Source organism: Luteimonas sp. e5, from assembly GCF_054031035.1.
Genome location: NZ_JBSTRX010000002.1, coordinates 288025 through 311255, shown reverse-complemented (window position 1 = coordinate 311255; position 23231 = coordinate 288025). Strand labels below are relative to the sequence as shown.

General features: G+C 67.2%; 24 protein-coding genes and 1 tRNA gene. 8 read left to right on the top strand and 17 right to left on the bottom strand.

Translation table 11 applies throughout. The features are described from left to right. Positions 1-33: 33 nt before the first annotated feature. Both ACW11F_RS06935 and hppD read right to left on the bottom strand, forming a co-directional pair. Positions 34-786 (bottom strand): hypothetical protein, encoded by a 753-nt coding sequence (locus ACW11F_RS06935; protein WP_456996186.1) that lies wholly within the window; start codon positions 784-786, stop codon positions 34-36. A gap of 14 nt (positions 787-800) precedes the next feature. Next, entirely contained in the window at positions 801-1901 is a 1101-nt protein-coding gene (hppD, locus tag ACW11F_RS06930) for a 4-hydroxyphenylpyruvate dioxygenase (RefSeq protein ID WP_456996185.1), read from the bottom strand. A 137-nt stretch (positions 1902-2038) separates the two neighbouring features. Here hppD and ACW11F_RS06925 point away from each other — a divergent pair, with 137 nt between their 5' ends. Continuing rightward, positions 2039-2512, top strand: coding sequence for a MarR family winged helix-turn-helix transcriptional regulator (locus ACW11F_RS06925; RefSeq protein ID WP_456996184.1), 474 nt, complete (start codon positions 2039-2041; stop codon positions 2510-2512). A gap of 106 nt (positions 2513-2618) precedes the next feature. Here the strand turns inward: ACW11F_RS06925 and ACW11F_RS06920 are convergent, their stop codons facing one another. The 4 genes from ACW11F_RS06920 to ACW11F_RS06905 all read right to left on the bottom strand — a co-directional run bounded on the left by ACW11F_RS06920 (position 2619) and on the right by ACW11F_RS06905 (position 7452). Further along, the gene (locus ACW11F_RS06920; RefSeq protein ID WP_456996183.1) at positions 2619-4172 is read right to left on the bottom strand and encodes a peptide MFS transporter; all 1554 of its coding nucleotides are present in this window, start codon (positions 4170-4172) and stop codon (positions 2619-2621) included. Between the two features lie 111 nt (positions 4173-4283). Then, positions 4284-5864: an AbgT family transporter gene (locus ACW11F_RS06915; RefSeq protein WP_456996182.1), complete on the bottom strand. Its 1581-nt coding sequence runs from the start codon at positions 5862-5864 to the stop codon at positions 4284-4286. 59 nt (positions 5865-5923) lie between these two features. Further along, positions 5924-6568 carry an energy-coupling factor ABC transporter permease gene (locus ACW11F_RS06910; protein WP_456996181.1) on the bottom strand — a complete coding sequence of 215 codons (645 nt, stop codon included), beginning with the start codon at positions 6566-6568 and terminating at the stop codon, positions 5924-5926. After that, on the bottom strand, positions 6565-7452 hold the full coding sequence (locus ACW11F_RS06905) for a tryptophan 2,3-dioxygenase (protein ID WP_456996180.1): 888 nt from the start codon (positions 7450-7452) through the stop codon (positions 6565-6567). Before ACW11F_RS06905 ends, ACW11F_RS06910 begins: the two co-directional genes overlap by 4 nt. Before the next feature lie 146 nt (positions 7453-7598). On the opposite strand from ACW11F_RS06905, the gene pdhA reads away from it, so the two are divergent. The 4 genes from pdhA (at position 7599) to ACW11F_RS06885 (ending at position 12353) form a co-directional block, all read left to right on the top strand. Continuing rightward, positions 7599-8672 (top strand): pyruvate dehydrogenase (acetyl-transferring) E1 component subunit alpha, encoded by a 1074-nt coding sequence (gene pdhA / locus ACW11F_RS06900; RefSeq protein ID WP_456996179.1) that lies wholly within the window; start codon positions 7599-7601, stop codon positions 8670-8672. Beyond that, positions 8669-9655 carry an alpha-ketoacid dehydrogenase subunit beta gene (locus ACW11F_RS06895; protein ID WP_456996178.1) on the top strand — a complete coding sequence of 329 codons (987 nt, stop codon included), beginning with the start codon at positions 8669-8671 and terminating at the stop codon, positions 9653-9655. The genes pdhA and ACW11F_RS06895 overlap by 4 nt, the downstream gene beginning before the upstream one ends. A 9-nt stretch (positions 9656-9664) precedes the next feature. Next, on the top strand, positions 9665-11083 hold the full coding sequence (locus ACW11F_RS06890) for a dihydrolipoamide acetyltransferase family protein (RefSeq protein WP_456996177.1): 1419 nt from the start codon (positions 9665-9667) through the stop codon (positions 11081-11083). A 187-nt stretch (positions 11084-11270) separates the two neighbouring features. Beyond that, positions 11271-12353, top strand: coding sequence for a DUF11 domain-containing protein (locus ACW11F_RS06885; protein WP_456996176.1), 1083 nt, complete (start codon positions 11271-11273; stop codon positions 12351-12353). A 107-nt stretch (positions 12354-12460) separates the two neighbouring features. On the opposite strand, the gene ACW11F_RS06880 is transcribed toward ACW11F_RS06885, so the two are convergent. After that, positions 12461-13780: a tryptophan--tRNA ligase gene (locus ACW11F_RS06880; protein ID WP_456996175.1), complete on the bottom strand. Its 1320-nt coding sequence runs from the start codon at positions 13778-13780 to the stop codon at positions 12461-12463. A gap of 109 nt (positions 13781-13889) precedes the next feature. Here ACW11F_RS06880 and ACW11F_RS06875 point away from each other — a divergent pair, with 109 nt between their 5' ends. Next, positions 13890-14651: a hypothetical protein gene (locus ACW11F_RS06875; RefSeq protein WP_456996174.1), complete on the top strand. Its 762-nt coding sequence runs from the start codon at positions 13890-13892 to the stop codon at positions 14649-14651. Between the two features lie 163 nt (positions 14652-14814). Further along, positions 14815-15021 (top strand): CsbD family protein, encoded by a 207-nt coding sequence (locus ACW11F_RS06870; protein WP_456996173.1) that lies wholly within the window; start codon positions 14815-14817, stop codon positions 15019-15021. A gap of 175 nt (positions 15022-15196) precedes the next feature. On the opposite strand, the gene ACW11F_RS06865 is transcribed toward ACW11F_RS06870, so the two are convergent. The 6 genes from ACW11F_RS06865 to ACW11F_RS06840 form a co-directional block, all read right to left on the bottom strand. Beyond that, the gene (locus ACW11F_RS06865) at positions 15197-15346 is read right to left on the bottom strand and encodes an entericidin A/B family lipoprotein (protein ID WP_456996172.1); all 150 of its coding nucleotides are present in this window, start codon (positions 15344-15346) and stop codon (positions 15197-15199) included. A 124-nt stretch (positions 15347-15470) separates the two neighbouring features. Then, positions 15471-16394, bottom strand: a complete 924-nt coding sequence (gene rocF, locus ACW11F_RS06860; RefSeq protein WP_456996171.1) for an arginase — start codon at positions 16392-16394, stop codon at positions 15471-15473. A 19-nt stretch (positions 16395-16413) separates the two neighbouring features. Beyond that, positions 16414-16489 (bottom strand) — tRNA-Thr (locus tag ACW11F_RS06855). Positions 16490-16524: 35 nt separating this feature from the next. After that, entirely contained in the window at positions 16525-17277 is a 753-nt protein-coding gene (locus ACW11F_RS06850; protein WP_456996169.1) for an SPOR domain-containing protein, read from the bottom strand. Positions 17278-17359: 82 nt separating this feature from the next. Continuing rightward, positions 17360-18088 carry a type III pantothenate kinase gene (locus ACW11F_RS06845; protein WP_456996168.1) on the bottom strand — a complete coding sequence of 243 codons (729 nt, stop codon included), beginning with the start codon at positions 18086-18088 and terminating at the stop codon, positions 17360-17362. Then, positions 18085-19080, bottom strand: coding sequence for a biotin--[acetyl-CoA-carboxylase] ligase (locus ACW11F_RS06840; RefSeq protein ID WP_456996167.1), 996 nt, complete (start codon positions 19078-19080; stop codon positions 18085-18087). The genes ACW11F_RS06845 and ACW11F_RS06840 overlap by 4 nt, the downstream gene beginning before the upstream one ends. A 127-nt stretch (positions 19081-19207) precedes the next feature. Here ACW11F_RS06840 and ACW11F_RS06835 point away from each other — a divergent pair, with 127 nt between their 5' ends. Beyond that, complete coding sequence (locus ACW11F_RS06835) at positions 19208-19450, top strand: hypothetical protein (protein WP_456996166.1); 243 nt, start codon at positions 19208-19210, stop codon at positions 19448-19450. 1 nt (position 19451) lies between these two features. Here ACW11F_RS06835 and ACW11F_RS06830 read toward each other — a convergent pair whose 3' ends face one another. From ACW11F_RS06830 to dusA, 4 genes are all read right to left on the bottom strand, one after another. Then, positions 19452-20789, bottom strand: a complete 1338-nt coding sequence (locus ACW11F_RS06830; protein ID WP_456996566.1) for an ATP-binding protein — start codon at positions 20787-20789, stop codon at positions 19452-19454. Positions 20790-20904: 115 nt separating this feature from the next. Beyond that, on the bottom strand, positions 20905-21591 hold the full coding sequence (locus tag ACW11F_RS06825) for a response regulator transcription factor (protein ID WP_456996165.1): 687 nt from the start codon (positions 21589-21591) through the stop codon (positions 20905-20907). Between the two features lie 44 nt (positions 21592-21635). Further along, positions 21636-22007: a hypothetical protein gene (locus ACW11F_RS06820; protein ID WP_456996164.1), complete on the bottom strand. Its 372-nt coding sequence runs from the start codon at positions 22005-22007 to the stop codon at positions 21636-21638. Positions 22008-22135: 128 nt separating this feature from the next. Continuing rightward, positions 22136-23137, bottom strand: a complete 1002-nt coding sequence (gene dusA / locus ACW11F_RS06815; protein ID WP_456996163.1) for a tRNA dihydrouridine(20/20a) synthase DusA — start codon at positions 23135-23137, stop codon at positions 22136-22138. Positions 23138-23231: the final 94 nt, after the last annotated feature.

The window sequence follows — 23231 nt, the reverse complement described above, 5'->3', positions numbered from 1 at the left end:
ATCATCCGGTTGTGCGGGAAATTCTCCGCCGTGTCATGGCTTGGGATGGTTCGCGATCGGCGGCAGGTCCGTGCGCAACACCCGCTGTCGCTGCAACAAGCGCGGGATCAGCGCCTCATCCAGCCCTTGCCATGCGTCCTCCAGCATGTTCTCCATGCCCGGCAATGTCATGTCGAGAAAGGTCGACCACTCATCGTCCCCACTGAACACATCGAACCAGCGCCCGTGCAACGGGCCTCGGACGTCGAGGTGATGATCCATGTTGACCACCGCCGGCGTGGTGAGCGCCTTGCCGAACACCAGAATGCCGCCGTTGTAGTGGCCGATCACGATCTCGTCGACATCCGCATCCCCTTCGAACGCCAGTTCCGCGCCGCCGCCCACGATGGCGCTGGCGCGGGTTGTGCCGCCGACCAGCAGGAACGGCCCCCCGTCCATGTTGGCATTGACGATCGGCCCATCCACGATCAGGTCGCCATCGACCACCAGGCCATGGGCATCCAGGTTGCCGTCCCAATCCAGCAACAACGGGCCATCGAGGTGCAGATCGCCCGCCACATGACGGATTTTCACTCTCTCATCCGGACGAAAGTACGGACTCCGGTAGGTCTGCAGGCGCGACTTGAGATCAAAGCGCGTGATGGCTTCGGCCTGCGGGACCAGGACGCCAGGTACCGACCATTGTGTCGGCGGCATGGCGGCTGGCGTTGATGCCGGCACCGGTGTCGCTGGCGCGGTCGCGTCGACCGGCCCGCCACAGGCACAGAGCGCCAGACCGGCAACCACCAGCAGCCCGCTCCTCACAGCACGCCGCGCTTCATCTGGTCGCGCTCGATCGACTCGAACAGCGCCTGGAAATTGCCTTCGCCAAAGCCCTCGTTGCCCTTGCGCTGGATGATCTCGAAGAAGATCGGGCCGAACGCGTTCTGGGTGAAGATCTGCAGCAGCTTGCGCTGCTTGGTTTCCGGGTCGGCGTCGATCAGGATCGAGTTCTTGCGCAGCCGCGGCACGTCTTCGCCGTGGCCCGGCACGCGCTGGTCGATCACGTCGAAATAGGTATCCGGGGTATCCAGGAACTTCACGCCTTTGGCGTGCATCGCCTCGACCGATTCGTAGATGTCGTTGGTGAACAGCGCGATGTGCTGGATGCCCTCACCCTTGTAGTCACGCAGGTATTCGTTGATCTGGCTCTTCTCGTCGCTGGACTCGTTCAGCGGGATGCGCACGATGCCGTCCGGCGCGGTCATCGCCTTGGACAGCAGCCCGGTCTTTGCACCCTTGATGTCGAAGTAGCGGATCTCGCGGAAGTTGAACAGCTTCTCGTAGTAGTCCGACCACTTCTGCATGTTGCCCAGGAACAGGTTGTGGGTCAGATGGTCGATGAAGGTCAGGCCAAAGCCCTTGGGTTGCTGGTCGACACCCTCCAGCGGCACGAAGTCGGCGTACAGATCGGCGTTGCCGCTGTCGATCAGGTACAGCATGCAGTCGCCGATGCCCTTGATCACCGGCGCGTCCACCGCCTTGCTGTCGGCCTTGAAGTCGATCGCCTCACCGCCGTTGGCCAGCACGTGCTCCAGCACCTTGGCCGAAGGCTGGTCGAAGTTGATCGCGAAACCGCAGGCCGACGGGCCGTGCTTTTCGGCGAAATCCGAGGCGAAGGAATCCTCGGTTTCATTGAGCAGGAAGTTGATCCCGCCCTGGCGGAACAGGGTGATGTCGCGGTCCTTGTGTTTGGCAATGGCGGTGAAGCCCATGCCCTCGAGGTACTCGCGCATGCGCGCGCCTTCGCCCTTGGGCGCGGCGAATTCGACGAACTCGAACCCGTTGATGCCCATCGGGTTGTCGAAGGTGGTCGGGACCATCCCGATGTCCTGATCGATCACGGCGCGTTGCACGGACATGACTGCTCCTGAAAAACATGTGTAGGGTCGATGGCGCTTGCGCGCCGGCTGCGAACGTTATAGTTTCAAATGAAACCATTTTCAAGCTGCGGTGCAGTATGCGCACGAAGGCGGGCACGGCATCGGCATTGCGCACGATGCCGCCACAGAACGACAGCGAGATGAGCGGCGAATTGGCCTTGGAGCAGTTCCTGCCCTATCGCCTGAGCGTGCTGTCGAACCGCGTCAGCCAGACCATCGCGGCCAGTTACCGCGACCGCTTTGCGCTGTCGGTGACCGAATGGCGGGTGATCGCAGTGCTCGGCCGTACGCCGAACCTCTCCGCCAGCGAAGTGGTTGAACGCACCGCGATGGACAAAGTGGCGATCAGCCGCGCCGTTGCCGCCCTGCTGGATCGCGGCCTGCTGCTGCGTGCGGTCGATCGTGAGGATCGACGCCGCTGGCTGCTGACCCTGAGCGACAAGGGCGCCGAGGTGCACGCGCAGGTGGCGCCACTGGCGTTGGCCTTCGAAGCGCGTTTGCTGGCCGCGCTGGATGCCGGCGAACAGCGCCAGTTGCAGCGGCTGCTGCACAAACTGGAACAGGCGCTGCCGATGGTCGGGCACGGCTGAAGCATCGCGCCAATCCGCCGGCAGCATCGCAGTTCGCCACCGTCGCAAACACAAAAGAAAACGGCAGCTTCAAGCTGCCGTTTTCCATGCCGATCCGCGAGCGTGATCAGAAGGTTTTCCCTTCCGTGCGCATGCCTTCAGCCGGCGAATCGACCAACGCTTCGTCATCGCGCAACGTGTCCAGATGCATCAGGCGGCGGATCAGTGGCGCGATCAGCAGCATCACCACACCCACGCCCACCGCCAGCCAGCCGACGTTGGAATACACCTCCAGCACGCGATCCGGGCCGGCGCCCTCGCCACCGGTGGCGGCCGAGATCAGGCCGGCGGTGAAGTTGCCGGCGGCCGAGGCGAAGAACCAGGTGCCCATGATCAGGCTGGCCATGTGTGCCGGGGTCAGGCGGTTCATGGCGGACAGGCCGACCGGCGAGAGGCACAGCTCGCCCATGGTGTGGATCAGGTAGATCAGGAAGATGTACAGCACCGGAGTCAGCGGCCCGGACGCCTTGGCACCGGCCACCAGCACCAGGAAGCCCGCACCGACCAGCACCACGCCCAGCGCGAACTTGGCCGGCGTGGATGGCTCGAGGCCACGCTTGGCCAGCGCCAGCCACAGCATCGCGAACAGCGGCGCGAGGATGATGATGTAGATCGAGTTCAGCGACTGGAACATCGAGGCCGGTACCTCCCAGCCGAACAGGTGGCGATCCACCGAGCGGTCGGTGAACAGGTTCAGCGATGCACCGGCCTGTTCGAACAACGCCCAGAACAGGATCGAACCGATGATCAGGTACAGCGCCGCGAAGATGCGGTGGCGCTGTTCGCGTTCAAGCTTGGTCACGGCGATTGCCAGCACGTAGATCACCAGGATCAAACCGGCACCGCCGAGCAGCCAGCCGACCAGCTTCTGGTACTGGATCAGGAACCACACCAGGCCGACCGCGGCGAACCCGAGCGCGTACAGCAGCCATTCGAAGCGGATGCCCATCACCGGCGCGGCCAAACGCGCCGGGTCATGCGGCTCGCCACGTCCCATCAGCAGGGGCTTGCCGAACACGAACACGACGAGGCCAAGCAGCATGCCGATGCCGGCGACACCGAAGCCGTACTTCCAGCCATAGGTCTGGCCAAGGTAGCCGGCGATCAACGAGCCGAGCATCGCGCCGAGGTTGATGCCCATGTAAAAGATCGTGTAAGCCGGGTCGCGCCGGATATCGGTGCGCGGATACAACTGGCCGACCATCACCGAGATGTTGGCCTTGAGGAAGCCCGAGCCGACGATGATGAAGGACAGTGCCAGCCAGAAGATCTTGAGGAAGCTGCTGTCGGTGCCGCCATCGCCTTCGAAGGCCATCAGGAAGTGACCGAATGTCAGCAGCACCGCGCCGAACAACACCGCCTTGCGCTGGCCCAGATATTTGTCGGCCAGATAGCCGCCAACCACCGGCGCGATGTACACCAGCGCGGTATAGGCGCCATAGATCACCGACGCCTGGTCGTCGGAGAACATCCAGTGCTGCACCAGATAGAAGATCAGCAGCGCGCGCATGCCGTAGTAGGAGAAGCGCTCCCACATCTCGGCGAAGAACAGCATGAACAGGCCGCGCGGATGGCCGAGGAAGGTCTTGCCTTCGTCGGTGGTCGGAAGGGGTTGGTTCACGTTGGCTCCCTGGCTATGGGTACTGCGGGCGACGCACGAAGATTACCGGGCGCGCGCGCTTCGTCAATGCCGGCGCCGGCGCGGAGAACATGAATGCGCACGGCTGCGGGCTCAGCCCGCGGCCGGATAAACGAAGCTCGCACCCAGGCCCAGCGGCACGTCCAGCGCCCAGAACGCGAGCAGGAAGCCGGTCCACACCACCAGCAGGGTGATCGCGAATGGCAGCATCAGCGACAACAGCGTGCCGATGCCGGCCGACTTCACGTAGCGCTGGCAGAACACCACGATCAGCGGGAAGTACGGCAGCAGCGGGGTGATGATGTTGGTGCTGGAATCACCGACGCGATAGGCAGCCTGGGTCAGGTCCGGCGACACGCCCAGCTGCATCATCATCGGCACCATGATCGCGCCGATCAGCGCCCACTTGGCCGAAGCCGAGCCGACCAGCAGGTTGACGAAGCCCGACAGCAGCACGATGCCGACGATGGTCATGCCCATCGGCATGCCGCTGGCCTGCAACCAGTTGGCGCCCTTGATCGCCAGCAGCGCCCCCATGTTGCTCTGCCCGAAGGCATAGATGAACTGCGCGGCGAAGAACGCCATCACGATGTAATAGCCCATTCCGCTCATCGCCTTGCTCATGCCCTCGATGATGTTGCGGTGGCTGTTGACGGTGCCGGCGACGTAGCCGTAGACCACGCCCGGGATCAGGAAGAAGATGAAGATCAGCGCCACGATCGACTGCATCAGCGGCGCCGCCGACACCAGCAGCTCACCCGCGCCGGCCGCGGCATCGGCCGGCACCCGCCACGGCGAGCCCGCCGGCAGCGCGGTCAGCACCAGCAGCAGCACCGCGGCCAGCATCGAGGCAAGCGCCAGCCACAGGCCCTTGCGTTCGCGCGGGGCCAGCGCCTCCATGGTCGGCATCTCGCTGGCATCGCCATCGACCTGCGTGCCCTTCAGCCGCGGCTCGATCACGCGGTCGGTCAGGAACCAGCCGACCAGGATGATCAGCACCGTCGAGGCGCTGGTGAAGTAGAAGTTGTTGAGCGGGTTGACCACCACCTCCGGGTCGATCAGCTGCGCCGACACCTGGGTCAGGCCGGCCAGCAGCGGATCGAGACTGGACGGCACGAACATGGTCGCCGAGAAGCCGCCGGAGACACCGGCGAACGCCGCCGCGATGCCGGCCAGCGGGTGACGGCCGGCGGCATGGAAGATCACTGCGCCGAGCGGAATCACCAGCACGTAGCCGGCATCCACGGCGACGTGGCTGAGGATGCCCACGCCGATCAGCGCCGGGGTCAGCAGCATCTTCGGCGTCACCTGCAGCATCGCGCGCAGGCCGGCATTGATGAAGCCGGTGTGCTCGGCGACGCCCAGGCCAAGCATCGCCACCAGCACCACGCCCAGCGGGTGGAAGGTGACGAAGGTATTGACCATCTGCGCCATGAACGCGGTCAGGCTGGTGCCGGCGAGCAGGTTGTTGACCCGGATCGCTTCGCCGCTGCGCGGATCCACCTCGCTGAAGGTCATGGTCGAGAACCAGGCCGAGCAGGCCCACACCAGCAGCATCAGCAGCAGGAACAGCACCGCCGGGTCGGGCAGCTTGTTGCCGACACGCTCGACGGCGTCGAGCATGCGGGTGACGAGACTGCGCGATGGCAGCGCGGCCGGCTGTGGATCATTCATCGGGCAGGTCCCCTTGGCGTTTCGGTTTGCCGAATCCTAACAGCCTGCCGCCCCATGCCCTACTTGCCGCGCCCGAGATAACGTGCGTCGTCGAAACTGGCACACCACTGCGGGCGGTAGGTGACGATCAGCGCCATGGTGCCGCCGGTGAAAAACGCCTCGCCGAAGGAGATCGGGATCGCGGCGATCAGGTACGGCGCCGCATCGCCGCCCAGCCAGGCGCTGATCGTGGCCTTGGTCAGCACCGAGGCCGCCATCGACAAGGCGGCGGCGAAAAATGCATTGCCGAAGATGTAGACGAAGACATGCGACGGCAGGCGATGGTTGACCAAGGCACCGATGCCGGCGGTGACCGCGACCGGCAGCGCGTCGTTGGCGAGAAAATCCCAGCCCCAGCCGAGCCACACCCGCCCCATCAGCGCCCACGCGGCGCTGACCACCGCCAGTGCAAGCAGGGCGAAGCGTGCACCGAACATCAGCGTGGCGATCGCGGCGCCGAGAAAATGCAGGTTCACGTCCATCACCGCCTGGGTGCTGAAGCCGCGCAGGCCGATCAGGATGGCGATGACGATGGCGAAGATGCGCTGCGCCTCGGCGTCGCCGCGCACCTTGTGCCACGGCAGGCGCAGGAACGCCCAGTACAGGATGCCCGCCGCCATCGCCGCGCCGGTCCAGTGCCATTCCGGCGGCAGCTGCGGGGTCACGGTGCCGGGCTGTCCTCGCCGTAGCCGCGCTCGGGTCCGACGGTGGTGCGCACCTCGAACAGCTCCGGGAAGAACGTCAGGTCGAGCGCGCGCTTGAGGAAATCCACGCCCGAAGAGCCGCCGGTGCCGCGCTTGAAGCCGATGATGCGCATCACCGTGCGCATGTGGCGGAAGCGCCACAGCTGGAACTGGGTTTCCAGATCGACCAGGTCCTCGCACAGCGCATACTCGCGCCAGTGGCGGTCGGTATCGGCATAGATGCGCTCGAACACCGGCAGCAATACGCGGTCGAGCACATGCGGCCGCGACCAGTCGCGCTCGAGGTGCGCCGCCGGCACGGCATGGCCCCAGCGCGCCAGGTAACGCAGGAACTCGTCATACAGGCTCGGTGCTTCCAGCTCCGCGCGCAGGCCGGCATGCGCCGCGGCATCGTGCGCGAACACGTTGAGCATCGCCGCGTTCTTGTTGCCGAGCAGGAACTCGACGGTGCGGTACTGCAGCGACTGGAACCCCGAGGACGGCCCGAGCACTTCGCGGAACTGCATGTATTCGGACGGGGTCAGCGTTTCCAGCACCGACCATTGCGCGGTGAGCTGGTCCAGCACCCGCTTGCAGCGCGCGGCGACCTTGCCGAACTGCCACACGCGGTCATGCCGCAGGTGCTCGCGCGCGGCCGACAGTTCGTGGATCAACAGCTTCAGCCACAGCTCCGAGGTCTGGTGCTGGATGATGAACAGCATCTCGTCATGGTGCGGCGGATCGGACAGCGGATGCTGCGCCGAGAGCAGACGCTCCAGGTGCAGGTAACCGCCATAGCTCATGCGCCCGCTGAAGTCGGTGTGGATGCCTTCTTCCAGGGGCCGTTCGTTGCGTTCGTCTGCCATCCGCCAATTCTAGGGCTGCGCGCGCCATCGTGCCTGCCGAGCTGGTGCTGCGGGCGGCTTGTCAATGCCCGCGTTTGCCGCATTGCGCAACGGTCTGCAGCCCGCTGCTCGCTATCATGTGGGTTTCCCCAGCGACGGAGCGCTGCATGTCGACAGCTGCCGAATTCAAGATCGAGTACCTGCAATGCCTGAAGCCCGATGGCACCCTCGCCGGGCCGCTGCCGCCGGCGGTGGATGACCCGGCCAAGCTGGTTCCGCTGTTCAAGCAGATGCTGATGGTGCGCACCTTCGACGACAAGGCGATCCGCCTGCAACGCACCGGCAAGCTGGGCACCTATGCCGCCAGCCTCGGCCACGAAGCCACCCACATCGGCATCGGTGCATCGATGCGCGAGGAGGACGTGTTCGCACCGAGCTACCGCGAGTACGGCGCGCAGTTCATGCGCGGGGTCAAGCCGCGCGACGTGCTGATGTACTGGGGTGGCGACGAACGCGGCAACGATTTCGCCGGCCCGCGCCACGACTACCCGTGGTGCGTGCCGATCTCCACCCAGATGCTGATGGCCGCCGGCGCGGCGCTGTCGTTCAAGCTGCGCGGGCAGCCGCGCATCGCGGTGGCCTGCTGCGGCGATGGCGGCAGCTCGAAGACCGATTTCTACGCCGCGGTCAATTCCGGCGGCGCCTTCCAGTTGCCGCTGGTGCTGTGCGTGATCAACAACGGCTGGGCGATCTCGGTGCCGCGCGAGGCACAGACCGGTGCCAGGACACTGGCACAGAAGGGCCTGGCCGGCGGCCTGCACTGCCTGCAGGTGGACGGCAACGACCTGATCGCGGTGCTGGAGGCGATGCGGCGCGCCACCGAGCGCGCGCGCAATGGCGAAGGCGGCAGCGTGATCGAGTTCATGACCTATCGCCTGCACGACCACACCACCGCCGACGATGCACGCCGCTATCGCGGCGAGGACGAGGTCAAGGACGCGTGGACGCGCGAGCCGTTCATCCGCCTGCGCAAATACCTGACCGGGCTCAAGCTGTGGGACGAGGCGCAGGAGAAGGCCTGGCTGGAGGAATGCGCGGCGATGATCGATGCCGAAATCAACGCCTACCTGGAGACCCCGGTGCAACCGGTGGAAGCGATGTTCGATTACCTCTACGCCGAGCTCCCCGAGGATCTGCAGGCACAGCGCGAAGCCGCGATTGCGCAGGAGCAGCGGGCATGAGCGCACAACCGATCACCCTGATTGAAGCCATCACCCAGGCGCTGGCCTGGGAAATGAAGCATGACGACTCGGTGCTGGTGCTGGGCGAGGACGTCGGCGTCAACGGCGGCGTGTTCCGCGCCACCGCCGGCCTGCAGCAGCAGTTCGGCGAGATGCGCGTGCTGGACACGCCGCTGGACGAAACCACCATCGCCGGGCTGACCGTGGGCATGGCCTCGCAGGGCATGAAGCCGGTGGCCGAGGCCCAGTTCGACGGCTTCATGTACCCGATGGTCGATTTCCTGGTCTGCCATGCCGCACGCATGCGCTACCGCACCCGCGGCCGGCTGACTTGCCCGATGGTGCTGCGCGTGCCCTGGGGCGGCGGCATCCGTGCGCCGGAGCACCACAGCGAAGCCAACGAAGCCATCTTCACCAACGTGCCCGGCATCCGCGTGGTCATGCCCTCCAGCCCGCAGCGCGCCTACGGCCTGCTGCTGGCGGCGATCCGCGATCCGGACCCGGTGGTGTACATGGAGCCCAAGCGCATCTACCGCCAGTACAAGGAGCTGGTGCCCGATGACGGCGAAGCGCTGCCGCTGGACGTGTGCTACGTGCTGCGCGATGGCAGCGACGTGACCCTGGTCACCTGGGGCGCGCAGGTCAAGGAAACCCTGGAAGCGGCCGATGCGCTGGCCAAGGACGGCATCAGTGCCGAAGTCATCGACGTCGCCACCCTGACCCCGCTCGACTTCCCCACCATCGCCGAATCGGTGGCCAAGACCGGGCGCTGCGTGATCGTGCATGAAGCGGCCAAGACCGCCGGCTTCGGTGCCGAAATCGCCGCGCGCGTGGCCGAGGAATGCCTGTTCGACCTGCTTGCCCCGGTCGAGCGCGTCACCGGCTACGACACCCACATCCCGCTGTTCCGCCTGGAAATGAAGTACCTGCCCAGCGTGGACAAGATCGTCGCCGCGGCCAAGCGCGCGGTCGCGTACCAGTAAGGAAACGAGATGAGCAAGAAAACCTTCAACCTGCCCGACCTCGGCGAAGGCCTGCCGGACGCGACCATCGTCGAGTGGTACGTCAAGGAAGGCGACACCATCAAGCTCGACGACAACCTCGTCTCGATGGAAACCGCGAAGGCGGTGGTCGACGTGCCCTCGCCGGTCAGCGGCAAGGTGCTGAAGCTGGCCGGCGGCCCGGGTGACATCGTGGTTACCGGGCACATGCTGGCCGAGTTCGAGATGGACATGTCGATGCCGCAGCGCGCCGAAGGCCAGGACACCGGGCATCACCACGGCGGTGGCCACGGCGTCGGCTCGCAGGATCCGGCCCCGGACGACAAGGTGGTCGCTTCCAGCGAAGGCGGCGCGATTGCCGCCACCGGCGAACAGCAACCCGAGGACGCCAATGCCAATGCCGCGGCCAAGGCCGAAGCCGATGCCGGCACCGTGGTCGGCGCGATGCAGGTCGGCGACGCGGTGCGCAGCGAAGCGGCGATGAGTGTCGGCGGAGTCAAGGCGGTGCCCGCGGTGCGCGCGATGGCACGCAAGCTGAAGGTGGACATCAGCCGCGTGCGCGGCAGCGGCCCGGATGGCACGGTGTCGATGGCCGACGTCAAGGCCGCGGCCGCGGATCCGTCATTGCTGGCGGCCGCACCCGCGCCCGCAGCAGGCGCACCGGCCGCAACGGCCGCAACGGCTGCGCCCAGCCGTGCCGCCCCCGCACAACGCAGCACCCTGTCGCAGGCCGGCAAGCCGATGCGCACCCAGCCGCCGGGCGTGAGCGCCAGCGGCCAGCCGGAGCAGCTCAAGGGCGTGCGTCGCAACATGGCGCGGGTGATGGCCGATGCGCATGCGCAGGTGGTGCCGACCACGCTGGTGGACGATGCCGACCTGCACGCCTGGGCCGGAAAGCAGGACATCACCGCGCGCCTGATCCGCGCGATCGTCGCCGCGTGCAAGGCGGTGCCCGCGCTCAACGCCTGGTTCGACGGCAAGGCGCTGACCCGCACCCTGCACCCGCATGTGGACATCGGCATCGCGGTGGACACCGACGACGGCCTGTTCGTGCCGGCGCTGCGCAATGCCGACATGCTCGACGGTGCCAACATCCGCACCGCGATCCAGCGCCTGCGCGCACAGGTCGAGGACCGCTCGATCCCGTCCTCGGAACTGAGCGGCTACACCATTTCGCTGTCCAACTTCGGCATGTTCGCCGGCCGCTACGCCACCCCGGTGGTGGTGCCGCCGTGCGTGGCCATCGTCGGCGCCGGCAAGCTGTGCCATGACGTGGTCGCGGTGATGGGCGGCATCGAAGTGCACCGGCGCATGCCGATCTCGCTGACCTTCGACCACCGCGCCTGCACCGGCGGCGAAGCCGCGCGCTTCCTCAAGGCCCTGCTGGACGACCTGGCGCTGCCGAACTGAGTTCTGCCGCGTTCGCGAACGCTGCAACATCCCGCCGATGCCGCCGGCCACCATGCCGGCGGCATTCTTTTTTCTTTCGCCATTTCCCTCGTCACATCCCCCGCTGCGATGCGTGCACTCCGGCCTTGATCATTCGAAGACACCACATGAGAGATGCGTCACGCAGTCGTCGTGTTAAAATCACATCATGTTTGTGAAACAGTTTGCATTTGGCAGCGCCACGCCATCGCGAAACTGGGGTCAGGGGGACATGCACATGCTTTCGGGTCGCATCCTTCGCCGCGGCATCGTCCGCGTCGCCGTCGGTTTCCTGCTGGTCGGACTCCCGCTCATGGCGCAGGCCCAGGACACATCCGACTGCAGCGTCAACCACACGCACGGCAACATCGATTTCGCGGTGCATCCTTGGCCGCCTGGAAGCTCAAGCTATTCCGCCACTCCGCATCCGGGTTTCCAGGTCACGGCCACTGCCCAGTCTGCGCACTTCACGGCCACTGCACCGCGCACGGCCACGGATGCCGCAGGTGCCACGATGCTGGTGTTGAGCGAGCGTTTTCCCGATGCCGGCGTCACCCGCAACGCTTCGGTCACTTTCACCTTCGAGCGTCCGGTGAGCAACTTGGCGTTGCGGGTCAGCGACCTCGACCATCACGCCACGACACTGGGAGCGTACTTCGATCGGGTGACGGTCACCGGCAAGGCTGCCGATGGCAGCACACTGCTCCCGGTCACGGCCAACCGGGGGAGCCACGTCACGGCTGCAGGAAACGTCGCGTGGGCACGAACCAACCAGCCGTTCCAATGCAACGAGGCCAGCCAGGAATGGGCGGCATGCCGCATCGACTTCCTTTTTCCCAGCCCGGTCAAGGAATTCACCCTGATCCACGACAACCATCCGGCGGCCAGCGGCAACCCGCCCGTGCAACAGATCCGCATGCGTCTGCTCGGCTTCTGCGCACCCAATGCGGCGGACCTGGCCATCAACAAGACCACCGATCCCGCTCTGCTGCTGCCTGGTGAAAACGTGACGTACACGATCATCGCCAGCAACCAAGGTCCGGACCCGGTCACCGGCGCAGTCGTGCGCGACACGCCGGGGGGCGGCCTGGTTTGCCTTGCGGGAAGTGCTGTGGATTGCAGTGGCGACGCATGCCCGTCCGGGCCATTGACCATGGCCGAGCTGACCACTGGCATCACCTTGGGTCCGCTCACGAGCAGTGCACCCGGAAACTCCGTCACGTTCACCGCCACCTGCCAAGTCACACCATAGGCCGACGCAGGCAAGCCCGGCACGAACGCGAAGCGACATGCTGTTCTTGCATATGCAGCCGGGGCACGAATGTGCGCACGCCATGGGCGTGCTTCCACAGGCGGCGCTCAGCCCTTGGCCGCATCCGCGGCGACAAGGCGGGCCAGTGCCGCGCGCACGTCCTCGTCGCTGACGCCTGCGCCAGGCGCGAGCTGTGCATCGGCACCGGCGAAACCGTCGCGCTTGAGCGCGGCGATGCGCATGCCGGCCTCACGCGGTTCGGTGAAGCCGGTGCTCTGCAGCAGCACCTGCTCGCCCTGGCTGAGCTTGAAGTAGAACAGGCCATCGGCTTCGCGGTACTGCTTGAACTGCGGCAGCGGGGCATCGGCGGTGTCCACCGTGCCGGCCGGCGTGTCGCCGAATGCGACGCGCGAGAGGTCGCGCAGGCCGACCGCTTCACGCAGGCGCGCGAGCATCGGCCGCGCATAGCGCTCGCGCAGACGCGCGGCGCCATCGCGCAGGATCGCCTCGATCTCGTCCGGGCGCGCGATGAGTGCCTCGTACTGCTCACGCAACGGCGCGATCTCGGCGTCGATGCGCTCGAACAGGCGCTGCTTGGCCTCGCCCCAGGCGATGCCTTCGGCGAAGGCCTGGCGCATGGCTGCGGTTTCCTCCGCACTGGCGAAGGCCTGGTACAGCTGGAACAGGGCCGAGCCTTCGGTGTCCTTGGCCTCGCCCGGCGCGCGCGAGTCGGTGACGATCGAGAGGATGCGCTTGCGCAGCTCGTCGGCGGGGACGAACAGCGGGATGGTGTTGTCGTAGCTCTTCGACATCTTGCGTCCGTCGAGCCCGGGCAAGGTCGCCACGTGCTCCTCCACCGCCGCCTCCGGCAGCACGAAATGATCCTCGCCGTACAGGTGGTTGAAGCGCTGCGCGAAGTCGCGCGCCATTTCGATGTGCTGGATCTGGTCGCGCCCCACCGGCACCCGCTCGGCATTGAAGATCAGGATGTCGGCGGCCATCAGCACCGGATACATGAACAGGCCGGCACTGATGCCCGCATCCTCGTCCAGACCGTCCTCGCGATTGCGGTCCACCGCCGCCTTGTAGGCGTGCGCGCGGTTGAGCAGGCCCTTGCCGGCGACGCAGGTCAGCAGCCAGGTCAGTTCGGGGATTTCCGGAATGTCGCTCTGCCGGTAGAACCAGACCCGCGCCGGATCCAGCCCGCAGGCCAGCCAGGTGGCGGCGATTTCCAGCGTGGAGCGCTGCACCCGCGCCGGCTCCTGCACCTTGATCAGGGCGTGGTAGTCGGCGAGGAAATAGAAGTTTTCCGCATCATCGGCGCGCGCGGCGGCCAGCGCCGGGCGGATCGCGCCCACGTAGTTGCCCAGGTGCGGGGTGCCCGAGGTGGTGATGCCGGTGAGGATGCGGGTGCGGGGTGCGGACATTGCGATGCTCGAAGCGCCAATCAAACCTCCGATTTTACGCCGAGCACGCAGCTTGACCCCGTTTGCCGTGGTGGGCCGTTGTCATCATCACCCAGCCTGGAGTGTGCCCATGATCCGGTTCCCTGCCATCCCCGCCCTGCTGACCCTGCTGCTGGCACTGCCCGCCGCCGCTTCACCCGTGATACGCCCGGACACTTATCCGGTGCGTCTTGACGTCATCGATCGCGACGGCGACGGCCCGCTGGCGGTGCATCCGCATCGCGGCGAACAGTGGATCGCCGGCCAGCCCGGCCACCGCTATGCGCTGCGCCTGAGCAACCGCAGCGCGCAGCGGGTACTGGTGGTGGTATCGGTCGACGGGGTCAATGCGCTCAGCGGCGAAACCGCCGCACCCGGGCAAAGCGGCTACGTGCTGGCGCCCTGGCAGAGTGCCGAAATCACCGGCTGGCGCAAGTCGATGGACGATGTCGCGCAGTTCGTGTTCACCCGTGTCGCCGACAGCTATGCCGCACGCACCGGGCGGCCGGACAATGTCGGCGTGATCGGCATCGCGGTGTTCAACGAGCGCCAGGTGCGAGCGCCGCGCATCCCGCGTGCGCTGTCGTCGCGCAGCGCCGCCGATGCCAGCGCGCGCGCCGAAGCCGCGGCACCGGCCCAGGGCATCGGTACCGGCCACGGTGAGCGCGAGTACTCACCGGTCACCGGCACCCGTTTCGTGCGCGCCAGCCACACGCCACTGCAGGTGGTCGAGCTGCGTTACGACAGCCATGCCCGGCTGCGCGCCCGCGGCATCCTGCCACGCACCCCACTGCGGCCCCCGGCGCCGCGCGCGTTTCCGGGTGGTTTCGTGCCGGATCCACCCGCGCGCTGAGTTCATGCAGCTGAACCGCGGGGTCGGGATTTCATCTGCCATGAACGAAGTGGCGACGCTGCATTTACGCCATGGCGCGCATGCTTGCAGGCGACGGCAAACGAATCGCCGTTTGCGTTTGATCCAAGCGCACCCTCCCCCAATCGCATCAAGGAGTCACCGCATGAACAAGGACATCATCGCCGGCAAGTGGAAGCAGCTGAAGGGCAAGGCCCAGAGCAAGTGGGGCGATCTGACCGACGACGTCTTCGACGTGGCCGAAGGCAATCGCGAATACCTCGCCGGCAAGCTGCAGGAAAAGTATGGCTGGAACCGCGAGCGCGCCGAGGACGAAGTCAACGCGTTCGAGAAGATGATCGAAAACGATTGATCGCCTTTACAGCCGTGCTTTGACAGGACGGTCGCCCGAGGGCGGCCGTCCTTCGTTGTGCATGCCATGACACGCTATGCGCCGGTGTTTGTCCGCAATCGCCAGGCAAGCCGGCAAAGGAAAAGGCCGGGACAAGCCCCGGCCTTTTCACGTATTGCTGCAGTTCAAACCGCTGTCAGCAACGGCCGTCCTTGCAGTCTTCCGCCTTGTCCTCGAGCTTCTCGCCGGCCTTCTGCACGTCCTTGCCGGCACCGGCCATGGTGTTGCAGGCGGTCAGGCCGAGCGAAAACATCGCCAGCATCGCCACGGTAATCAAACGCTTCATGGGCAGTTCTCCTGGTGGGGGTACGGACGGAATGCACTGCATCCCGTACACGGCCATGGAACCCGTGCGGGTGTGAAGCCGCCGTCGACCCGGTCCGGTTTCGCATCCGTGCGTCGGCTGGCGTTCAGTCGCGCATCAGGGTGGACTTGCCGAACAGGCTTTCCACCAGCTCCACCGCCAGCCGCGCGGTGGCATTGCGCTTGTCCAGTGCCGGGTTGACCTCGACCAGATCCAGCGAGCGCATGCGCCCGGTGTCGGCGATCATCTCCATCATCAGCTGCGCCTCGCGATAGTTCACCCCACCGGGCACGCGGGTGCCGGTACCCGGCGCGATCACCGGATCGAGCATGTCGACATCGAAGCTGACGTGCAGGTGGGTGTCTTCGTCGACCCCGTCCAGCGCCTGCTCCATCACCCGACGCATGCCGATCTCGTCGATGTAGCGCATGTCGTAGATGTCGAGCCCGTATTCCTTGACCAGCCGCTTCTCGCCCTGGTCGACGGAGCGGATGCCGATCTGGCGTACTTCGGCCGGGGTGATCGCCGGTCCCGGGGCGCCAAGATCAACCAGTGCCTGCGGGCCGATGCCGCACAGGCAAGCCACCGGCATGCCGTGGATGTTGCCCGAGGGGGTGATTTCGGAGGTATTGAAATCGGCATGCGCATCCAGCCACAGAATGCGCAGCTTGCGCCCGTGCTCGCGGCAATGCGCGGCCACCGCGGCGATGGAGCCGATGGCCAGGCAATGGTCGCCACCGAGCATGATCGGCAGGCGCCCGGCCTGCAGGATCGCGTGGCTGCGCTGGTACACCGCCTGATTCCACACCACCACCTCGTGCAGATGGCGATAGCCGGCCTCCGGCGCGGCTTGCGGATTGCGTGGCCCGCTGAGATCGCCCTCATCGACCACCTCCACTCCGCGCCGGGCGACCGCCTCGACCAGGCGCGCGACGCGCAGCGCCTCCGGACCCATCGACGCACCACGGTGCGCGGCGCCGATGTCGGTCGGCACGCCAAACAGGGAAACAGCAGGGAAACGCTCCGGCATCACCACTCCAGGGGCAGATTGGTGCCGGCTGTCAGACTTGAACTGACGACCTACCGCTTACAAGGCGGTTGCTCTACCAACTGAGCTAAGCCGGCGATGGGGCGTCATTCTAGCCGAGCCGCCCGCCGTTTCAGGCGTCGGGGCAGCGCCTGCGCTGCACCTGGGCCGCGCCGAGGCGGGTGCGCTGCGCCACCGGGTCGAACCCCGCCGCGGCGCGCACGTCGAGCCAGAATTGCGTGCTCGGTGCTTCGCCCTCGGTCACGATGGGTGCGACTTCCGCGGCAAAACCACGTGCGCGCAAGGTTGCCTGGTGGCGTCGTGCGTTGGCTTCATTGCCGAAGCGGCCCAGCGCGATGCCATTGGCACGCTCGCCCTGGTTGATCAGCATCAGGTCGTTGAAGCCGGCCGCGCGCAGACGCTCGGCCATGGCGCTGGCGGCCTCGCGGTCGGCCAGTGGCGGCAGGTAGACGTTGTAGCCGCGCGTCGTGCCCGCGGCCGGTGCCGTGGCGACTTCACGCAGGCTGCCGCGGGCATCGGCAGCCGACAGGCGCGAGCGTGCGGCTTCGGCGGCAGCACGGTCGGCATACGGACCGAAGGCGGCGCACACCGGTACGGCTTCGGCTGCCGGGTTCGGTGCTGCCGCAACAGGTGCCACCTCGGATTCGGGCGGCGCTTCCATGGCTGCTTCCTCGTCATCGACAGCCGCGCCGGGCCGCGATGCCGGTTCCGCCTCCTCGATTGCGTCCTCGACCAGCTCAAGCGTCGGGATGCCCGGGTCCAGCGCCGGTCCTGCGGGTGGCGGCACCGGGCGATGCAGCCACCACCAGGCCGCCACGCCCAGATTCAGCACCAGCAACGCGACCAACAACATGCGTCCGATCATGCGGCGATTCTAAAGCCAGCCCGCTGCATTCGCGCATGCACGCGGGCAACAGGCGCGATCGGCAGCCATCCGCGCACGTGGCTCAATCCTGCGCCGCCAGATCGGCATAGGCACCCAATCCCTGCAGCACCAGATGCGGGCGCATCTGTGCCTGTGGCAAGCGCGACAACAACGCCTCGGCACCCCCGCCATGCAGCCACAGTGCCGGATACCGGCCGAGGCGCGCGCCGGCGGCGGCATGGCTGTGTTCGATCAGCGCCAGCGCCGCGCCCAGGCAGCCCGAGGCCAGCGCATCATCGGTATCGTCGGCAAACTCGACCCAATCGCCGCCACGGGCCGGCAGATGCCCGGCGCGCTGGTGCAGGCTTTCGCGCATCAAGGTCGGCGAGGGTGCGATGCGCCCGCCAAGATGGCGCCCTCCGGCATCGATCAGGTCGATGGTCAGCGCCGTGCCGACGCCGACGATCAGCGCGGTCTCGCGCGCCTGCGCTGCCTGCAACAACGCCAGGAACCGGTCGACGCCCAGCCGCGCCGGCTCGGCATAGGCCAGCTGCAGGCGTCCGCAACGGGCCTGACTGCGGGCGAAGCTGATGCGTGCGAAACGCGTGCGCAACACGTGCAGCAAAGGCATCCATCGCTGCGGCGGAGTCACCGCGGCCAGCCAGGCGACATCGCCCTGCACATCCGGCGGCAAGCCGTTGAAGGCCGCCTCGTCGGCGTGGGCGAGCGTGCGCATCGCGTGCGGCTCGCTGCGCGGTGCGAACTTCAGCCGGCTGTTGCCGAGATCGAACAACCAGTGCGGTCGGCTCATGCGGCCATTCTCACGCTGACTTCGCCCGAGTGCAGGATGCGCTCGCCACGCGCATCGCGGATGCGCAGGCCGCCATCGGCGGCCACGCCCAGCGCGAGCGCCGGCACGCGCGTCCCACCCTCGATGATGTCCACTGGCTGCCCGGCAAGCACGTCCAGCGCCTGCCAGCGTGGCAGGAAGCCGGCCAGGCCGTCGCGATCGAACGCCTCCAGCGCCGGCAACCAGGCCGCCAGCAAGGCGGCGACCACCTGGTTGCGCGCAGGCGGCGCGGGCAGGTGTGCCGCAAGATCGGTCCATGGCTGGGCGATCCGTGCCGTCTGCGACGCCGGCATGCGCAGGTTGAGCCCGAGCCCGATCACCGCACGCGCGCTGCCGCCATGTTCGCCACTGCCCTCGACCAGCAGCCCCCCCAACTTGCGCCCGTCCAGCCACAAGTCGTTGGGCCATTTCAGGCCGATGTCGAGCCCGGTCAAGACGCGCAGGGCTTCCGCGCTGGCGATGCCGGCCACCAGGCTGAGCCCGGGCAGGCGCGCCAGGCCGGCGCCATAGCGTCGATCCAGCGACAGGTACACATTGGCGGCGAGCGGCGAGTGCCAGTCGCGCCCAAGACGCCCGCGGCCCCGGCTCTGCCGTTCGGCGAGCAGCACCCGCACGCCATGCACGGGGGCTGGCCGGGCCAGCAGCACGCTGTTGGTCGAATCCACCTGCCAGGCCACGTCCAGTTCCAGTGCCTCGTGCAGGGCGTCGGGCAACGCGGCGCGGATCGCGGCGGCATCCAGCAGGTCCAGCGCTTGCGTCAGGGCATAGCCCTGTCCGCGGCGCGCTTGGATGGCGATGCCGGCCTGGCGCAACGCCTCGATGCGCTTCCACACCGCGGCTCGGGTGAGGCCGAATTCGTGTGCCAATGCATCCCCGGACACCGGGCCAGCCGCCAGGCGCTGCAGCAGGATGCGCTCGGGGTGCGGGCTCGACGGGGGGGACGCAGAAGGCATGACCCATTATCCCCGGCACCCGGCCATGCGCCCAGTCGGCGCATGCCGTCGGCCGCCCCGTCGGCGCATTCATCCAGCGCCTGGACGGGCGCGGTATATTCGGGGGTCCCTGCGTCCGGATGCCTCCATGAAACTGCGCCTGCCGCTCGCCGTGCTGATCCTCGCCTGCAGCGCCCCCGCGCTGGCGCGGACCGAGGTGCCGGTCGAGGCCACGGCCAGCAGCGAGGCAGACAGCACGCCGGCACCGAACAAGGCCTCCCAGCCGGCACCCGCGGGCAACGAACGCCGCGGCAACGCACCGCGCGCCGCCGAGCAGAACCGCAACAGCGTGCCGCGTTGGCACAGCTTCCTGCCCGGCATGTTCCGCTGACTCAGCGCGAGAGCGGCAACTCCACCTCGAAGCGCGCCCCGCCCAGTCCGCTGGAACGGGTCACCTGCAATTGCCCGCCATAGGCGCGGATCACGTCCTGCACGATCGACAGGCCGATGCCGTGGCCGTGCACCCGCTCGTCGCCGCGCACGCCGCGCTGCAGCACCACGTCAACCTTCTCCTCGGCGATGCCCGGGCCGTCATCGTCCACCGCCAGCAGCAAATGCCCGCGACTGCGCTGCCCCTTGCCCGCCGGCGGCAACTGCGCCACCGTCAGCAGCACCCGCGAACGCGCCCACTTGAACGCGTTTTCCAGCAGATTGCCAAGCAACTCCTGCAGATCGCCGACCTCGCCATGGAAACGTGCGCTTTCGTCCACCTCGAATTCGCACAACACGCCCTTGGCAGCATAGATTTTCTCCAGCCCGACCACGATCTGCTCGGCCTGCGGCAGGATCGGCACCGGCACGGAAAACAGCTTGTGGCCGCCCGAGGCCGCGCGCGAGAGCTGATAGGACACCAGGTTGTTCATGCGCTGCAACTGGATACCCAGTTCCTCGCGCAACTCGGCGTCCGGGGCCTGGTTGTCAAGCTGGCTGCGCAGCACCGCCAGCGGCGTCTTCAGGCTGTGCGCGAGATCGGCCAGCGTGTTGCGCTGGCGTTCCAGATGGGTGCGCTCGCTCTCGATGAAGGCGTTGATGCTGTCGGTCAGCGGTTCCAGTTCGCGCGGGTGGAAGCCGCTCATGCGCGAGGCCTGGCCCAGCTTGACCCGATCCAGCTCCGCGATCACCTGACGCAGCGGCGTCAGACTCCAGCGCAGGGCGAGCAGCTGCAGCAGCAGCAGGATCACCGCGGCACTGCCGACATAGCCCCACAACGCCCGGCGGAACACGGTGATCTGTGCCGCCAGCGGACGCGTGTCCTCCATGATGTAGACCGTGTAGGGAATGGTGGCACCGGCGCCGTCCACCGAGAGCCCGTAGCCGAAGCGATACACCTCGCGCGCACTGCCGTCGCTGTCGATGATCGGCAAGGGCCCGTCGAAGACACGCTCGCCGGACGCCAGCATGTGCCCGTCGGGCAGCTCCGGGCCCTTGGAGGAGAGCGATTCCCAGTGTCCGTTCTCGAGCACGATCTGCGCATACAGGCCGCTGCCGGGCTGACCCAGGCGCGGATCGGGATCGCGGTAAGGCGGCACCAGATAGCCGGCCACGTCGAACTCCACGTTGGCGGCGTAGGCGCGGGCATGACCTTCCAGCCGCCAGCGCATCTGGTTCTCGGCGGTATCGATGAACACCCGGTCCAGCGCGATGCCGATCAGCACCAGGAACGCCAGCATGCCCAGGCCAGCCGCCAGCAACTGGCGCGCGGCGATGGAACGGGGGCGCCAGATCGGCGGATCGGCGCTGCGTGGTGCCGCGGGCTCGGGTGGGGTCGCCACCGCGAGGGCCTGCTCAGGCCTCGTGGCTGCGCGGGATGGCGAAACGGTAGCCGCGGCCGCGCACGGTTTCGATCGGCTTCAGGGTGCCGTCGGGGTCGAGCTTGCGCCGCAGGCGACCGATGAACACTTCCAGCACGTTGGAGTCGCGGTCGAAGTCCTGCTGATAGATGTGCTCGGTGAGGTCGGCCTTGGAGACCAGCTCGCCGGCATGCATCATCAGGTATTCCAGCACCTTGTACTCGTAGCTGGTGAGGTCGACGTTCTGCCCGTGCACGGTGACCGTCTGCGCGGCAAGGTCGAGCACCATCGGCCCGCATTCGAGCGAGGGCTTGCTCCAGCCGGCGGCACGGCGCACCAGCGCATTGATGCGCGCCAGCAGTTCCTCGACATGGAACGGCTTGACCAGATAATCGTCGGCGCCCTCCTTGAGCCCGTCGACCTTGTCCTGCCAGCTCGAGCGCGCGGTCAGGATCAGGATCGGGAACTGCTTGCCTTCATCGCGCAACGCGCGGATCAGCTCCATGCCGCTCATCTTCGGCAGGCCGAGGTCGATGATGCCGATGTCGAACGGCACCTCGCGGCCCATGTACAGGCCTTCCTCGCCATCCTGCGCCGCATCCACGGCAAAGCCTTCGCGCTTCAGGCGCGCGGCCAGGGTTTCGCGCAGTGGCGCTTCGTCTTCGACCAACAGAATCCGCATGTCAGCTCCGAATCAATCACGATGGCCAAGGCGCGGCCAAGGGGTTACAGATTGGGCCGCCGGCCGTCATCGCGGCGTGTAGGGCGCCCGCGCTCGCCGCGATCACCACCGCGGGAATCGCCGCCACCGCGCCGGTTCACCGGGTCATCCACCACGATGCGCACGCGGCCATCCTGGCCGAGCACCTTGACCCGGTGGATGTCGCGACCCTGGAAGCGCATGCTTTCCACGTTCAGCACCTGGCCGCCGGTCTCGCGCTGCACCCGACGCACGGCGGCCGACATGCCACGGTCACCGCCGTGCACCTGCGCACGGCGATCATCCGGCCGCCCACGCCCGTCGTCGGCGCGCTGGGCGAGCGCCAGCGACGGCAACAACAGCAGCGGCAGCAGGACCAGCAGATGGCGGCGGGACACGACAGACTCCGAAGGCGACATGGCACCGCGGCAGATGCCGGGCGATGCCCAATTCGCCGAGCAGTGTCGGCGATGACCATTGAACTCGCCCTTAACCGTCAAGGCCGCGTGAGCTCGCCGGCCCGGCCTCACGCCGATTGCACCCGCGCCGGCCGCGACGCCGCCACCCCGGCCTGCACCGCGAGCGCCTGCTCGACCAGCCGCCAGTCGGCCCCGTCGCGATGCCCGCCCTCGCTCAATACCTGACGGAATGCGCGTCCGCCCGGCTCGCCATGGAACAGGCCAAGCAGGTGTCGGCTGATGTGCTTGAGCGCGACGCCACGCGCCAGTTGTGCCTCCACGTAGGGCTGCAAGCGGCGCAGCAGCTCGGCGCGCGGCTGCAGCACGCGCCCATGCCAGCGTGCGTCCAGCCGATGCAGCAGGTAGGGATCGTGATAGGCGGCGCGACCGAGCATCACCCCGTCGACAAGGCCACGGTGGGCCTCGGCAGCGGCGACGTCGGCGATGCCGCCATTGAGTTCGATGCGCAACCCGGCACGCTCGCGCTTGAGACGATGCGCCCAGTCATGCCGCAGCGGCGGCACTTCACGATTTTCCTTCGGCGAAAGCCCCTGCAACCAGGCGTTGCGCGCATGCACGATGAAATGCGTGCAGCCGGCCGCGGCCACCGTGTCGATGAAGGCGAGGAAACGCGCGTACTCATGGTCATCGTCGACCCCGAGGCGGCATTTCACCGTGACCGGCACCGTGCCGGCGGCCTCGCGCATCGCCGCCACGCATTCGGCGACCAGTGCCGGCTCGCGCATCAGGCAGGCGCCGAAGCGTCCGGCCTGCACACGATCGGAAGGACAACCGCAGTTGAGATTGATTTCGTCGAATCCGCGTTCGACCGCAATCCGCGTCGCCGCCGCCAGCAGCGCCGGCTCGCTGCCACCCAATTGCAGCGCCAATGGATGCTCGCTGGCATCCATCGCCAGCAACAGATCGCGATCGCCATGCAGCACCGCGTTGGCGTGCACCATCTCGGTATACAGCCGCGCCGAGGGCGCCAGCAGACGGTGGAACACCCGACAGTGGGTGTCGGTCCAATCCATCATCGGCGCCACGGAAAGGGCGAAGTCGTCATGCATCGATACGTCACGCTGGTTGCGCGGGATGGGCCATGTGCCGCCCGGACGGACGCGCCGGCAGTGCGGGCAGGCGATTGTAGGCGAGCGCGCGCGT

Coding starts and splice junctions, on each gene's coding strand:
- ACW11F_RS06875 (WP_456996174.1), top strand. CDS start 13,890: ATGATCCGGTTCCCTGCCATCCCCGCCCTGCTGACCCTGCTGCTGGCA.
- ACW11F_RS06915 (WP_456996182.1), bottom strand. CDS start 5,864: ATGAATGATCCACAGCCGGCCGCGCTGCCATCGCGCAGTCTCGTCACC.
- pdhA (WP_456996179.1), top strand. CDS start 7,599: ATGTCGACAGCTGCCGAATTCAAGATCGAGTACCTGCAATGCCTGAAG.
- ACW11F_RS06840 (WP_456996167.1), bottom strand. CDS start 19,080: ATGCCTTCTGCGTCCCCCCCGTCGAGCCCGCACCCCGAGCGCATCCTG.
- ACW11F_RS06825 (WP_456996165.1), bottom strand. CDS start 21,591: ATGCGGATTCTGTTGGTCGAAGACGAAGCGCCACTGCGCGAAACCCTG.
- dusA (WP_456996163.1), bottom strand. CDS start 23,137: ATGCATGACGACTTCGCCCTTTCCGTGGCGCCGATGATGGATTGGACC.
- ACW11F_RS06895 (WP_456996178.1), top strand. CDS start 8,669: ATGAGCGCACAACCGATCACCCTGATTGAAGCCATCACCCAGGCGCTG.
- hppD (WP_456996185.1), bottom strand. CDS start 1,901: ATGTCCGTGCAACGCGCCGTGATCGATCAGGACATCGGGATGGTCCCG.
- rocF (WP_456996171.1), bottom strand. CDS start 16,394: ATGCCGGAGCGTTTCCCTGCTGTTTCCCTGTTTGGCGTGCCGACCGAC.
- ACW11F_RS06830 (WP_456996566.1), bottom strand. CDS start 20,789: ATGCTGGCGTTCCTGGTGCTGATCGGCATCGCGCTGGACCGGGTGTTC.
- ACW11F_RS06890 (WP_456996177.1), top strand. CDS start 9,665: ATGAGCAAGAAAACCTTCAACCTGCCCGACCTCGGCGAAGGCCTGCCG.
- ACW11F_RS06925 (WP_456996184.1), top strand. CDS start 2,039: ATGCCGCCACAGAACGACAGCGAGATGAGCGGCGAATTGGCCTTGGAG.
- ACW11F_RS06850 (WP_456996169.1), bottom strand. CDS start 17,277: ATGATCGGACGCATGTTGTTGGTCGCGTTGCTGGTGCTGAATCTGGGC.
- ACW11F_RS06905 (WP_456996180.1), bottom strand. CDS start 7,452: ATGGCAGACGAACGCAACGAACGGCCCCTGGAAGAAGGCATCCACACC.
- ACW11F_RS06870 (WP_456996173.1), top strand. CDS start 14,815: ATGAACAAGGACATCATCGCCGGCAAGTGGAAGCAGCTGAAGGGCAAG.
- ACW11F_RS06885 (WP_456996176.1), top strand. CDS start 11,271: ATGTTTGTGAAACAGTTTGCATTTGGCAGCGCCACGCCATCGCGAAAC.
- ACW11F_RS06835 (WP_456996166.1), top strand. CDS start 19,208: ATGAAACTGCGCCTGCCGCTCGCCGTGCTGATCCTCGCCTGCAGCGCC.
- ACW11F_RS06880 (WP_456996175.1), bottom strand. CDS start 13,780: ATGTCCGCACCCCGCACCCGCATCCTCACCGGCATCACCACCTCGGGC.
- ACW11F_RS06845 (WP_456996168.1), bottom strand. CDS start 18,088: ATGAGCCGACCGCACTGGTTGTTCGATCTCGGCAACAGCCGGCTGAAG.
- ACW11F_RS06865 (WP_456996172.1), bottom strand. CDS start 15,346: ATGAAGCGTTTGATTACCGTGGCGATGCTGGCGATGTTTTCGCTCGGC.